General features: G+C 59.7%; 12 protein-coding genes. 2 read left to right on the top strand and 10 right to left on the bottom strand.

The genetic code is table 11. From position 1 onward, the window contains the following. The 10 genes from G7009_RS21565 to G7009_RS21520 form a co-directional block, all read right to left on the bottom strand. On the bottom strand, positions 1-1,050 hold the full coding sequence (locus tag G7009_RS21565) for a phosphotransferase family protein (protein ID WP_181132126.1): 1,050 nt from the start codon (positions 1,048-1,050) through the stop codon (positions 1-3). Beyond that, the gene (locus G7009_RS21560) at positions 1,047-2,342 is read right to left on the bottom strand and encodes an acyl-CoA dehydrogenase family protein (RefSeq protein ID WP_181132125.1); all 1,296 of its coding nucleotides are present in this window, start codon (positions 2,340-2,342) and stop codon (positions 1,047-1,049) included. Before G7009_RS21560 ends, G7009_RS21565 begins: the two co-directional genes overlap by 4 nt. 24 nt (positions 2,343-2,366) lie before the next feature. Further along, complete coding sequence (locus tag G7009_RS21555) at positions 2,367-3,104, bottom strand: SDR family NAD(P)-dependent oxidoreductase (RefSeq protein WP_181132124.1); 738 nt, start codon at positions 3,102-3,104, stop codon at positions 2,367-2,369. Positions 3,105-3,142: 38 nt separating this feature from the next. Then, a complete protein-coding gene (locus G7009_RS21550) occupies positions 3,143-5,380 on the bottom strand; it encodes a CoA transferase (protein WP_181132123.1) in 2,238 nt (745 codons plus the stop codon). 360 nt (positions 5,381-5,740) lie between these two features. Beyond that, positions 5,741-6,037, bottom strand: coding sequence for a hypothetical protein (locus G7009_RS21545; RefSeq protein WP_181132122.1), 297 nt, complete (start codon positions 6,035-6,037; stop codon positions 5,741-5,743). 29 nt (positions 6,038-6,066) lie between these two features. After that, entirely contained in the window at positions 6,067-7,371 is a 1,305-nt protein-coding gene (locus G7009_RS21540; protein WP_181132121.1) for an alginate export family protein, read from the bottom strand. A gap of 149 nt (positions 7,372-7,520) precedes the next feature. Then, positions 7,521-8,549 (bottom strand): AraC family transcriptional regulator, encoded by a 1,029-nt coding sequence (locus tag G7009_RS21535; protein WP_181132120.1) that lies wholly within the window; start codon positions 8,547-8,549, stop codon positions 7,521-7,523. 110 nt (positions 8,550-8,659) lie between these two features. Continuing rightward, complete coding sequence (locus tag G7009_RS21530) at positions 8,660-9,331, bottom strand: TetR/AcrR family transcriptional regulator (RefSeq protein ID WP_181132119.1); 672 nt, start codon at positions 9,329-9,331, stop codon at positions 8,660-8,662. 264 nt (positions 9,332-9,595) lie between these two features. Continuing rightward, positions 9,596-11,071 (bottom strand): cytosine permease, encoded by a 1,476-nt coding sequence (locus G7009_RS21525; protein ID WP_181132118.1) that lies wholly within the window; start codon positions 11,069-11,071, stop codon positions 9,596-9,598. 12 nt (positions 11,072-11,083) lie between these two features. Then, positions 11,084-11,308: a hypothetical protein gene (locus tag G7009_RS21520; protein WP_181132117.1), complete on the bottom strand. Its 225-nt coding sequence runs from the start codon at positions 11,306-11,308 to the stop codon at positions 11,084-11,086. 562 nt (positions 11,309-11,870) lie between these two features. Between G7009_RS21520 and G7009_RS21515 the strand changes: the two genes are divergently transcribed. Both G7009_RS21515 and G7009_RS21510 read left to right on the top strand, forming a co-directional pair. After that, positions 11,871-12,857 carry an aminotransferase class IV gene (locus G7009_RS21515; protein ID WP_181132116.1) on the top strand — a complete coding sequence of 329 codons (987 nt, stop codon included), beginning with the start codon at positions 11,871-11,873 and terminating at the stop codon, positions 12,855-12,857. 80 nt (positions 12,858-12,937) lie between these two features. Next, positions 12,938-13,322: phytanoyl-CoA dioxygenase family protein (locus G7009_RS21510; RefSeq protein WP_181132115.1), on the top strand; the 385-nt coding region annotated here is incomplete at its 3' end.

Here is a 13,322-nt window from a genome sequence, read left to right as displayed (position 1 = left end):
CTAGGGGTAATCGATACGCTGCAGCGCCTGGGCGATCAGGCGCAGGGCCGAGGCGTGGTGCCTTTCGCCGGTTGCCATGGACGCCTTGCCCGCACAGGCTCGGGCATAGCTGACTTCAAGAAAGATGCCGAGCTTGAACCCCGCCAGTACCAGGTACCAGGTGAAATCCGCCAACGAGCGCGGGCTACCGGCCTGGTATCGGGCCACCAATTCCTTGCTGCTGCAAAAACCCTCCCAAGGATGCACTTCGATGGTGCCCGCACCCCGGCCATCGTCATCCGGCCAGGTGACGACCAGCCAGGCAAGATCCAGCAATGGGTCACCTATGGTTGCCAGCTCCCAATCGACCACGGCAGCCAGGTCGCCGCTGTCAGGGCGGAACATGACATTCGACAGATGAAAGTCCCCGTGCTGGATGCCAGGCTGAAATTGTTGCGGGCAATTGGCCTCCAGCCAATCCGCCAGGCGCTTCAGGCCTGGCAAGCCATCCGCACCGGGCCAACCGGGGTATCCCCGAACGCTGTCCAGTTGTGCCAGCCACCGCGCTACCTGGCGCTGATGAAAACCCTCTGGGCGACCGAAGTCCGCCAACCCCACTGCTCGGTAGTCGACTTCACCCAGACGCAACAGCGCATCCACCATCGCCAGGCCCATGCGTCTGCGCAGGTCCGGCCGCAGGGCATGCGGCGCCGGCAAGCCTGCATCGCCAGTGGGGTTGAAGCCCTGCACCGACTCCATCAGGTAGAAGCTTGCACCCAGGACCGATTCGTCGTCGCAGGCGGCAATCAACCCGGCATGAGGGACCCCGCTGCCCGCCAACGCCTTGAGCAGGCGCGCTTCGCGCATGATGGTGCGTCTGCCGACCTCACGCAGCGCCAGGGAGGGCCGACGCAGTACGAACTCACGCGTACCGCGCCGCGCCCTCACCAGCACATTCTGCGTGCCGCCGATCAGTTGTTGCGGCGCTTCAATGGGGCCGCTTTCCAAACCCTGGCTGTCCATCCATTGTGCCAGGCGTTCAAGGTCGACCAACCCCTGCCAGTCGCTCATGCTTCTAACGCCTGTAGGCTGGCCAACGCGGGGGCGTACTTCTCCTGGGCGCGAGCTGCAGCCGTCGGTCGGTGATAACTGGGGAACAAGGCGTCGCAGGCCTCATAGTCACGCAACAGCTGTTTGGCGACGGTGATCTTGTGCACCTCGGTTGGCCCATCGGCCAACCCCATCTGGAACGAGCGCACGATGTGACCGACAAACGGCATCTCTTCGCTGACGCCCAGCGAGCCATGTACCTGCAACGCGCGTGCAGCGATGTCGTGCAGCACTTTCGGCATGGCAACCTTGACCGCGGCGATATCCTTGCGCACGCGCCTGTAATCCTGATAGTGATCGATGCGCCACGCAGTGCGCATCACCAGCAGCCGGAACTGCTCCAGCTCGATCCACGAATCGGCGATCTTCTCCTGGACCATCTGCTTGTCCGCCAGGCGGCTGCCCTGGGTGGTACGCGACAGCGCACGCTCGCAGAGGCAATCCAGGGCTTTTTGGGCCTGACCAATGACACGCATCGCATGGTGCACCCGACCACCGCCCAATCGCACCTGGGCCACGGCGAAGGCCTGTCCGGGCTCGCCGAGCAGGTCGCGGGCCGACACCCGCACCTTGTCGAACGACAGGTAGGCGTGGGTTGCCGCAGGGTCGTCGGCGATCCCCACGTTACGGATGATGCGCACGCCGGGAGCATCCGCGGCAATGATGAACATCGACGTGCCCTCGTGCACCGAGACACGCTTGTCGGTGATCGCCATCACGATGTAGAACGCTGCGTAACGAGCATTGGAGGCAAACCATTTTTCACCGCTGAGCAACCAGCCGTCGCCGTCACGCACGGCCTCGGTGGTGATGACACTCGGGTCCGCGCCCCCTTGGGGTTCGGTCATGGCGAAACAGGAAACGATGTCGCCCGCCAGCAGCGGCTGCAGGTAACGTCGCTTTTGCTCGGGCGTACCGTAGTGGGCGAGAATTTCACTGTTGCCCGAATCCGGCGCCTGGCAGCCGAATACGACTGGCCCGAACAGTGCCCGTCCGAGGATTTCGTTGATCAGCGCCAGGCGCACTTGCCCGTAGCCGCTGCCCCCTAGTTCCGGCCCCAGGTGACACGCCCACAACTTGCGCGCCTTCACCTGAGCCTGCAGCGGTTTGACCAACTGCTTGAACAACGGGTCATGGATGTTCCACGGGCTGCCCAGTACATGCTCGAGAGGCTCGACTTCTTCGCGTACGAATTGCTCGATCCAATCGAGTTCCACTTGAGTTTCAAGGTCGGTTTCAAAGTCCCAAGTCACGGTGATTCTCCCAGCAAATGAACATCAGGCCAGCAGCATGCCGCCGTCGACCAGCAGGGTCTGGCCAAGCACATAGCTGGCCAGTGGCGACGCCAGGAACAGCGCCACATTGGCCATGTCCTGTGGTGTACCCAGGCGGCCCAGGGGAATCCCGCGCAGCGCGCCTTCCAGGCGCTCGGGGTTGCCGGTGGTGACGCGGGTCAACTTGGTTTCCACCAGGCCCGGAGCGATTCCGTTCACCCGGATTCCATCACGCGCCCAGGCCTCGGCGAGGGTTCGGGTCAATCCGAACGCACCGGTCTTGGAGGCGTTGTAGGCCGGGTTGCCGCGCGTGGAATGAAAGGCGGCTGCCGAGCTGACAGTGATCATCGAACCTTGGCTCTGTGACAACTGCGTGTGAAATTTGCGGGCACAGACCATCAGGCTGGTGAGATTGACGTCAAGCACGTGCCTGAAGCCCTCCGTCTCGAACTCCTGGCGCGCGTAAAGCACTGTGCCCTGCGCCTGTACCAGCACATCCAGGCGAGCGAACGGCACCTTCGCAGCGTCAATCTGCGCTGCGTCGGCCACATCGACTTGGGTGTACTGCAAGCCTTCCAGGTCAGAGTCTGGCGAGTCTCGATAAGCCGCGGTATCGGTGCGCGTGCCCCACACATGGACCTCGGCGCCGTGCCGGCGAAAGCACTGCGCAATACCATTGCCGATGCCACTGGAGCCACCGATCACCAACACCGTCTTGCCACTGAAATCCAGCGCGTTCATGTGTAGTCCTTGTACTGGAGAAATGAAATGACAGACCGCTACAGCGCCACCAGTCCGACTGCGGCCAGGCGCTCGAGGTCGTGGCTGGCAATACCGAGCGCTTCGAGAACCTGGCGTGTGTGTTGGCCCAGTGCCGGTGGCGGACGCTGCAGCGACAAGGGTAGGTTGCCGAAATCCCAGAACGCGCCGATCTGTTGCATATCGCCGTACACCGCATGGGAATAGTGAGCATGAAGCCCGGCCGCTGAATGTTCGGGGCTGTCGAGAAACGGCTCCATCTGCGCTTGCATCACAGCCTCTGCTGGAACCTGTGCGGCACGAAGCCGTTCGAGCGCAACCTGCCGGGCAAGGTCGGCGAACCAGGCGTGAGGTTGAGGGCCGACCAATTGCCTGAACCTGTCTGCCTCGTCGGCTTGCAGCGCGGCCACCGCGACCCAGGCATCGTTGCAACGATACAAGCGATGGGTGTCGCCAAGGCCCGTCTGTTGGGCATCCAGGTGCTCGATCGGCGTGATGCTGCCGTCCTGTTTCGCCACGGCTTCACTGATCGTCAACAGTGTGGCCCCCAGCAACGACGCATTGACGGCCTGCCCTTCACCGCTGCGATTGCGTTGATAAAGCCCCAGCAGCAGTGCATACAACGAAGACATCCCGGCAAAGAAGTCCCCGACGCCAAAGCGCAGCCACATCGGCGCCTGGTCCTCGCCGCCCTGCTCCATTTCCCAGCCGCAGGAGGCCTGCATCAACTGGTCGAAGCCTGGCCAGTCGGCGCGAGGACCGGCCGGCCCGTAGGCGCTGACATGGCAGTACACCAATCGTGGGTTGAGCGCTTTCAGGTGCTCGTAATCGACCTTGAGCTTGCGCGCTGCCGGCAGGCGCATATTGTGGTGCACCACATCCGCCCAGCGAACCAGCGCCTCGACCGCTGGTTGCGTCTGCTCGACACCCAGCTGCAACGCTACGCCCAGCTTGCCTCGCTGGGTGCCACTGAACGTGCGCTCCAGCCGGCGCATGGCGTCCCCCTTGGGCGCCTCGACCTTGATGACCTCGGCACCCAGGTCTGCCAGCAGCATGCAGGCGAACGGACCCGCCAGATAAGCGCCCAGGTCCAGCACCTTCACACCCTGCAAAGGCGCCACGGGAGCAAGGTTGCTGGCAGGCTGTTGCGCCATGCCGGCGCAGGCGGCCCGGAGCAGTTGCGCATTCCCTTCCCCGGCGTGCGGCGCGGCGGCACCTATCTTTGCTGGCGGTTGCACCTGCCAGGCAGGTCCGGGCTGCAGGATCTTGCCCAACTGCGCATCCTCGACCTCCACCACGTAGCCATTCAGACGTGCCTGCTCATCGAAGTACACCTCGCCGAATGGCGCCGCGATTTGCGCAGCCACATCGTGTAGCCAGAAGTGCTCTATCCAGGCCTGCGCGGGGCGCGTCGCCATGATCGCCTTGTTGGCACCGAAGTTGGGCGCCACATGGCTCGGTGGCCACAACGCATTCAGGCGCGCCACTTCAGCGTCCCCCAGCTCAGCCAGGCCTGCGGCCATCCACGGGGCTTTGTCCGGTGAATAGTGCACATGCACCCAGCGCCCATCGGCACATTGATGCAAAGGGATGGGGATATGCTTGTCCAGGCCCTTGGCGAACTCGGGGGTCGGCGCCTTCGCTCGACTCCAGTGCATGGTCATTGGCACTAGAGCGGCCTGGGCCAGGCTGGTATGGGCAATGCCGCCGCAGCCATCCCGATTACGCGCCAGCAGACGCGCCATCACTCCGATCGCGCACAACCAGCTGGCCAGCCAATTGGCATAAGGCATGCGCACAAACACCGGGCCGGGGCGATGCCCAGGTTGCTCGTCCAGCAAGCCCAGGCGCGCGAGAATCAAGGTTTCCCGGGGCATCGCATCGGCCAGTGCATGGCCTTGCGGCCAGCCGCCGATCGCCGAGACGACCAGCTTCGGGAACGTCGCGAGAAGCACTGCATCTACCAAGCCCAGGCGTGCGGCAACCGCAGGGGTAAAGTCGTGCAACAGCACATCGGCGCTCGCGAGCAGGTGCTGCAACTGCACGCGAGCGGTCGGGGTTTCGAGGTCGAGGATGACACTGCGCTTGCCGCGGTTGAGTACTGCAAACAGTGCCTGTTGATCCCTGCCAGGGTTGCGGGGCGGCTCGATCATGATCACTTCGGCACCTGCTTGGCCCAGATGCAGACCCGCGGCAGAGCCGGCAATGCCCGAGCACAGGCTGATGACACGTATTCCTTCGAGGATCGATCGGCTCATATAGCACCTTCTGGTGTCTTGTTCTGCTCACGACGCTTTGCAGCAAAGCTGCAGGCAAATCCCATGGCGACAGCCTATCTCATCCAGGTAAATTCCGAATCTAGATCAGAATTCTGAATATAGAACCATAACTCAGGGCATGAACACTTATTCGATGCCTATTCATCGTTCATCCCCTAGCCAGGCGGCTGATATCACCCCCGGTTCGGCGTCTCGGCCGTAAGCGAACTGGCCAGCCTGCGCCACCGATCAGAGGCCGCACTGGTCAGACTTCGCAAGGTAAGCGGCTCACCGCAGTGCATGTCGAATACGTCAGGTGCAAAAAAGGCAACCCGCAGGTTGCCTTTGTCAAAGCCTGGCTTACTCAGCTCTATGGGTTTGCTCTACCAGGCCCAGCTTGAGCACATCATCGGATTGCAGGAACGTGTGCGGGCTGAGCATCTTGCCTTCCTGCTCCACCCATCCCATGAATTTCTCGCCCGCATCCCAGCCAAGCAAGGGCTGCACTTCGCTCGGCAATCCCTTGAGCGTCTCGAAGGGTATGGACAGGTACTGGTTTTCTTCCTGACGTACGGTGTGCGGCCACCCGGATGTAGGGTGAGGTGCGCGCGTGACCGGTTCGCGGCAGACAAAAAAAGGCGCGATCGGGCCAGTCAAGACAACGTCCGCACGCCTCTTCAATACAATCAGAAACTCCAGGTCACAATGGTTTCAAAGAGGTTGGAACGGTTGTTGTCACCATAGATCTGCTTGGCCGCATCGCCGGGCAACGCCACGCCATACACTGCGCTGACCGTCAGCGATGGCGTCACTGTCCAGTTCGCATACACATCCACCTCGTTGGCAAAATCACGACTGGTCACGCCCTCCGGCGCCTTATCCAGGCGGAACCGATAGCCCATCACACCAAAGCCGATATTCTCGCGTGGCTGCAAGGCCAGCTTGAGTAAATCGATGTTGACGTTACTGTTGAACAGCATGTACTCACCGACGATTTCACCTTGGTACCAGGTGCCGTACTCACCGCCATAGCCATAGGTCATCGGGTCGTAGTCATCGGAGTACTGAGTCCGGCGGTAGGTCAGGGTCGGCGTCCATGGCACGTCGGTAAAGGCGTAGCTGGCTTGTGCGTACCAACCGTGGGCGGACTTGTCGGCATCACCCCCCTTCTGCCAGACATACTCACCGGCCAGGCTGACTTGCGGGAGCGCCGTGAACGGCGTGCCTTTGGCGCGCACGTCGTACACATCCACGCCGTCACGCGATGCGTTGTCAGCGTCCAGCGTGTGGTAATAGGTAGCTCCCAGCGTACCCAGGCTGTCACGCCATTCGAAATTGCCACCGCGCAGGCGCAAGTTCTCTTTGTAGTCGGCGTATTCAAGGTCAGCATTGGCCGTCAGATCGAACACGTCCGCGTGGATCTTGCCGGTATCCAACTGGGCAACAAGGGTATTTTTGAATGCAGTGCGTGGGCCAATCCAGGCGGCCGCGTCCTTGCCCTGGTCAGCATGGCCGTCACCGATCAAGAAGCCGTTATCGATCATGAAGTTCTGACGACCGCCGCTCAGCGTCAGCGCATCCTTGCCTAGCGAGGGAAACAAATCCGCACTTTTCCAGCCGATAAAGGCCGTTTCCAACCCAATGGACTCCGGATCGTCATGGGTAAATCCACCCGCGTCACTGTCGCCACGCGTCATCGCGCCGACCGCCGAAACGCCACCGAACACCGTCCCGAACGCGGTTTGCGGCCCGGTGAACTTTACATCGGGCAAAACAAAGCCTTCAAAGCGGCTGGAGGTACGGTCCACCTCCAGGCCGATGCCGCTGGTGCGGCCGCCAAACGCCTGATTCTTGTGATGGAGATATGCCGCGCCCACCGTCACTGAGGGTTCGAACAGCACATCCCCGATTTGAAAGCTGTCGAGCGCAAAGCCGGAACCCGCATAAAGCGCTCCGACACCTGCCGCCACACTGCGAATCAACACTTTCATAATTGCCCCTTCTTCCCAATCACTGCGTGATGCCAATCATGGCGACCTGCTATTGATTGTCTGGTTTGAGGGGGTTGGACTAAAGGCGCAAACGGGTCAAAAAAGGGGACCTTAAAAGACACCTTCCACCGCGAACGCCCGCGCCTCTTTCAATGCCTGACCTGCGAGCGATACTGCGAAGGCGTGCAACCGCTCCAGCGCTGGAACGCCCTTCTGAAAGCGGCTGCCTCGCTGAAGCCCAGGTGTTCGGCGATACGTGCGATAGGTACCTGCCGTATCAACAGCTCTTGAGCCCGTTGATAGCGCACTTCACCCAGCAGCTCGTTAAAACTGGTGCCTGCGGCGCGTAAATGACGCTGCAGGGTTTTGCTTGAACAGGCCATGCTCGATGCAATGTTGTTCAGCGTGGGCGCTGGATCGAACTGCGTGGAAATGGCGGATCTCACATTGGCGAGAAAATCACGAGGGCTTTCCAGGTGGGATTTGAGCTCGGAACAATGTTTCTTCATCTGGTCATGGGAAACGGAGTGCGCACAGGGCAGTGGCTCATCGAGCCAGCGGGCATCGAAAGACAGGCTGCTGGGGCGCGAGGAATCAAATGATACTGGGCAGTCGAAGTAACGCTCATAGGTCTGCGCATCGGCCAATTCCGGAAAGCTGATATTGACGCTCAGCACCGGCAACGCCTGGTAGAGCAAATCGGCCATCAGGCTTTGCACAGCCGTCAGGCAAAACTCGATCGCCAACCCGCGTAACTCATCCTCCACCTCGAAGGTGTCGGTAACGCTCATGGTTGCCACCCCATGCTCTTGCTTCAAGGCCAATTGAAAGCCTGTCCCCAGCGGCAACGGGAACTCGAACAGCAAGCCCAATGCTGATCGCAAGTCACTACTGGAAAGCAGGGTGAAGCCGAAGATGCCATAGGCCGCCAATCGACACCGACTGCCGAGCTCCAGGCCAAGATGCGCATTGCCTGACAAGGCCAGGGCATTGCGCAAGATGGCGTATTCCTGGGAGGGGGTGATCAGCCGCAGGCCCGCCTGCAAATCGTCGGCCTCAAGGTCTGTACCCTGTAGCAGCCCTTGGGTGGTATGACCCGCCTCGATCATCAGCGAGTCGACCAGTGCAATGAAATGCAAGGTGGCCAGCCGATCGATGTCTTCAAGAGTTCCTCCCATGATGCTCACCTCCCATGCTGATTCAGCAGAGAGAATAAACGCAGGTCAGAAATCGGAAACAGGTGCGCGGAGACCAGAAAAAGGGGCGTAGCGGCCTTATAGCATTCGGCTCAGCCAACACGAATCATGTTGACCCACATCGTGCGCATCGTTTCAAGTGTATCGGCCCAGTGCTGCTGGTCGACAGCGATCTGCTTGTTGTAGAACAACAACCCTTCGATTTGCGAAGCGATCAGCGTCGCGTAGACATCGGCCTTGCTGTGGGTCACGGCGGGGTTCACCTCCATGATCAGGCTCGCCAGGATGCGGCAGAACTCGCCGTAGATATGTTTGAGGTGTTCGTTGACGTCCTTGTCGTGTTCGGCCAGCGCCCATGTCTGGAATGAAAACGAAGCAATCCAGGGATCCAGCGTCGCGACCATGTCTTCATCGATGACTTTGATAAAACGCTGCTCTGGTGTCAGCGAAGGTTCATTGGCGATGTCGTGAAAGTGGGTGACAAACACCTCGATTTTTGCCCTGATCATTGAAAGCAACAGGTTCTCGGTGGTGCCGCAGTAATGTTGCAGGTTGCTCAGGCTGATACCCAGCTCATTGGCAACACGGCGCGAGGAAAACTGAGCGTAGCCATCACGCACGAACAACTTGGCGGCGGTCTCGATGATGTCTTCGATACGCTGCACGCGTTTTTTTTCACGGGGGCTGGCTGTTCTGTCGAACAAAGTCTCTGTCCGTGTGGTTTCACTCAACATCGCGTAATGCTCCAAAAGCGGCTCTTTCACTTTCACAGAATGCCTGCTGGCAAGATCGCGATGCAACCTCGCGGACCTCAATACCCCGGGCGTCCTGCCCAACGTAGACAAATTGTAAGGAGGCCACTTGATTTAGGACAATCGACCTTATTTAAAGGTCATATGACTTTCCCCATCAATCCTGGTCGGTCCCTGTCCATTGGAGCGGCAAATCACCGGGACTGGCTGCAATCCGCTGCCCCACAAAACAAAAGGCCCCGACGGTGAGCCAGGGCCTGGTTCTACGAGACTGAGCTACAGCCCTACACTGACCTTCTTCAGGGCCAACTGATCAACGTTACGGTAACCGCCTTTGTCACTCAAGGCGATCACCAGGCGCATGGCCACATAGTACGTCACGATGCACAGTGCAAAAGAAGGCATGGCCGCACCGATATAGCGGAACGAGCCGCCTACTGCCAATGTCATCGGGTTGAACAGCGACAGATAGGTCCAAATCCCGAGCACGATGGTCCCCATCGCCACCCAGTTCACTCCACCCCAAAACCAGTAGGCGCTTTCACGGGTCTTGACGAACAAATGGGCCGGCAGGACTTTCTGACGACGCAGCAACACGTAATCGGTGAGCAGAATCGCAGCAATGCCGACAAACATCGCACCGTTGTAGGCCAGCCAATTCATCACATGAGCGATCAGCCACTCCGTTTCAAAAGCCACGACGATGCCTGGGAGCAACAGAAGCGCAATGATGATGTCCCAGCGCAACCCGGCAAAAAATCTGATCTGCTGGACTGAAACCCCGGCCAGGTAGAAGAAGCTGATCAAGGTCCCCAGGTTCGCCAGTAGCAGGACCGTCACGATCAACGTACCCAGGCCATTGCCGGCCGTCTTGACCACCCACTCGGCAGGCTCGGTGGAGCCTGTGGCCACAGCTGCCAGAGCGCCGACAGCCGTCGTGAAGCCCGCGCCAATCAACCCCGCACCCAGTAGGCAAGGCGTGACCAGGTGTTTACGCTTGTGGATCAAGCGTGCCATGCCGCCAAAAAACGGCACAATCGTCAGCGCATTGGATGCGCCGAACTCTACGCCGTAGGCCAACTGCAGCAATGGGTCGGTGGTGTAGGCCAGCTTCGGATCAACATTGGTATGCAGCAACGTTGTGAAACTGACATCCCGGGTCACCAGGTATAACAAGACGGCCGCAATGATCAGAATCGCAGGTGATGTGAAGCGCGTCAGCATAGCGATCATGGCTGGGCCTTTTCTGAGCAGCAGCCAGATCAGCACCAGCATGGCAATAGAGACACCGGCCACGAACGTATTATCGATACCGCCGCCGGGGTAGAACAATACCTGCTGCAAGCGCCCTGCCGCCTGCCCGGTCATGGCGATCAGCACAAACGACCAACCCAGCGTGGTTACCAGTATCATCACCAGCAGCAGTGACGAGCCTCGAGTGCCCAATACGCTCTTGGCCGCATCCACCGGGTCGACACCATGGCGATAACTCAGCATTCCCGACGCCAGGTACATGGGCGCCAGCGTCATCATCAGGCCGATCAAATAACCGATAATGCCGAGGGACGTGCTGCCGATATAGGCGATCGATGCGCCGAACAAGTAGTTGAAACTCGCCGCGCCGATCGCAATGGCCGCCCCCAACAAGGTGCCGAAACCGTTGTACAGCCGCGCAGAACCCGGCACCGGTAAACGACCTGCCAGAGTTTCCCGAGAGATGAGCCCACTTACGTCTTCACCTGCATTGCTCATGGCAAACCTCTATCAGATGTAAAAGCCCACAAGGGCCCAAAGGACAACACCGGCAACAAACCAACCCGCGGCGGTCAGGATGATCGAGCCAGTCGGCAGACTGGTTTCGTCTTTCAGGTTTTCAGCAGAATTCAAAGCGATCAGGCTCTTGACCAGGTCGAGGTCAAGGTCGCCGATCGCCTCATCGATCAGAAAGGCATGTTCGCCGGAAATATGAAGGCTGGATGCATCACGCATGAGCTGCTCCTGAAACGGTAAAGGGCAGGATGTCTGGAAAATCGTTTTTATTGTGTGTGTGTCAGCATCCCTGTATTCGTGACCTTTCCAGCCACTTCCGCGCCATCCGTGACGCTCCGATTATGAGCCTGGCGACCCTGCCAAACAGGTGCGAAGGGGACATTTTTACGGCCATTGCGTCCCTCCCCGCCGGCCAGACGCTGGAAGGTATCGGTCAATCCAGGCGGCGAAATACCTCAAGACCGCCGGTAACTCATCGGCCTCGTGGCCTTGCGCAGCCGTCTACCGCGCTGCCAGAAGCTCTAGGCATCGGTCGCTCAGCGAAAAGGTGATGTATGGCCAACAAAGCATCCTGGCAGGACAGCAGGCTGGCGTACCCGGCACACGAATCTTGTCACGTTGGAAGGTGGCCGCGCTGGCGTCGAAACTTGGCCCCGTCTCACCTGTTTGATTCCGTCATGACCGCCCTACCATGAGCTCACCGGCAACACAACTGAAGGGGCCTGTGCCTTGCGCAGTTTCCATCTCAACTTGGGCCTCAACTCGCAATGGAGAGTGACCGATGAGCATCATCCAGGCACAACACATCATGTTGAGCGACCCGGGCCATCTCCGTGTCGCCTACGAACCGAAATATGATCACGGCTCGGCCTTCATCAATGGCATCTATGTGGATCTGGACAACGCAGCGATCCCGATGAGCGACCTGGGCTTTACCCAGGCCGATGCCTGCTACGACGTTGTCAGCGTCAGCAAGGGCTATCTGTTTCGCCTGGAAGACCACCTGGCGCGCTTTGAAAGTGCCTGCGCCAAGTTCCAGCTGACCAACCCCTACACCAACGCGCAGACCACCGAGATCCTCACCAACCTGATCAAACAGGCAGGCGCCAAGGAAGCGTACGTCTGGTGGGCTGTCACACGCGGGCGCATGCGCGTCGGTGGAGACCGGATCAATCCCCAGGCTTTCGAAAACCGCTTCTACGCCTTTGTCGTGCCCTACGTCTTTCTTTCCAACGATGAACAGCGCTCGCGCGGCCTCGATCTGCTGGTCAGCAAGCAGTACATCCGCATTCCGCCAGAAGCCGTCGATCCAACCGCAAAAAACTTCCACTGGATGGACCTCAAGCTGTCGTTGTTCGAAGCCAAGGCCGCCAACAAGGAATGGTCGGTGCTCTGTGATGCCAATAGCTATCTGACCGAAGCTCCAGGCTCCAATATTTTCCTGATCAAGGATGGGGTGTTGTACACCCCAGACTCCGGTTGCCTGGAAGGCATCACACGCAAGACCACGCTGGAGCTGGCGAAGGAAATCGGCATGCCGATCCATGTCGAGCGTGTCCATGTCGAACAGTTGATCAATGCCGACGAGGCCTTCCTCACCTCTACTGCCGGCGGGATCATGCCGATTAACAGCGTCGACGACACCGTACTGGGTGGCAAGGCGGGCCCAGGCGCGCTGACGACCCAACTGCACAATCTTTACTGGACCAAACGCTGGGATGGCTGGCTCGGGACTGCGGTGGATTACAGCGTACCCGCCAACGTCTAGTCGGCCGACCGGCCGGGTGTGACAGCCGTTATTCGGCATCGCCCCGTGCCATCATTTCTCATACTCATCAGGTTTCCGTCATGACCAGTGCATTCAAGAAAATCACCCTCGACACCCCGAAAGAAGAAGTTCTGAAAATCCTCAAAGAGGATGCCGGGGTCATCATCAAAGGCATGCTCACCGCCGACCAGGTGGCGCGTTTCAACACAGAAATACAACCTGAGCTGGACAAGATTCCCGCGGGCTCGTCCAAGAGCAACGAAGGCGCCCAGGATTTCCATGGGGCCAACACCAAGCGCCTGACCAACCTGGTAACCCACAGCAAGACCTTCCGCGAGGAAATCATCGACCACGACAAGGTCCACCAACTGGCCCACGCCATTCTCAGCCCCTGGTGCGACACCTACTGGATGGGCACCGCTCAGGTCATCGAGATCGGCCCGGGCAACAAGGCCCAACCGCTGC

It is taken from the genome of Pseudomonas capeferrum (assembly GCF_013523055.1).
Lineage (GTDB): Bacteria > Pseudomonadota > Gammaproteobacteria > Pseudomonadales > Pseudomonadaceae > Aquipseudomonas > Aquipseudomonas capeferrum_A.
The sequence above is the reverse complement of the archived record's forward strand: the minus strand, read 5'-3'. Positions and strand labels throughout refer to the sequence as shown.

Coding starts and splice junctions, on each gene's coding strand:
- G7009_RS21565 (WP_181132126.1), bottom strand. CDS start 1,050: ATGAGCGACTGGCAGGGGTTGGTCGACCTTGAACGCCTGGCACAATGG.
- G7009_RS21555 (WP_181132124.1), bottom strand. CDS start 3,104: ATGAACGCGCTGGATTTCAGTGGCAAGACGGTGTTGGTGATCGGTGGC.
- G7009_RS21550 (WP_181132123.1), bottom strand. CDS start 5,380: ATGAGCCGATCGATCCTCGAAGGAATACGTGTCATCAGCCTGTGCTCG.
- G7009_RS21540 (WP_181132121.1), bottom strand. CDS start 7,371: ATGAAAGTGTTGATTCGCAGTGTGGCGGCAGGTGTCGGAGCGCTTTAT.
- G7009_RS21535 (WP_181132120.1), bottom strand. CDS start 8,549: ATGGGAGGAACTCTTGAAGACATCGATCGGCTGGCCACCTTGCATTTC.
- G7009_RS21525 (WP_181132118.1), bottom strand. CDS start 11,071: ATGAGCAATGCAGGTGAAGACGTAAGTGGGCTCATCTCTCGGGAAACT.
- G7009_RS21520 (WP_181132117.1), bottom strand. CDS start 11,308: ATGCGTGATGCATCCAGCCTTCATATTTCCGGCGAACATGCCTTTCTG.
- G7009_RS21515 (WP_181132116.1), top strand. CDS start 11,871: ATGAGCATCATCCAGGCACAACACATCATGTTGAGCGACCCGGGCCAT.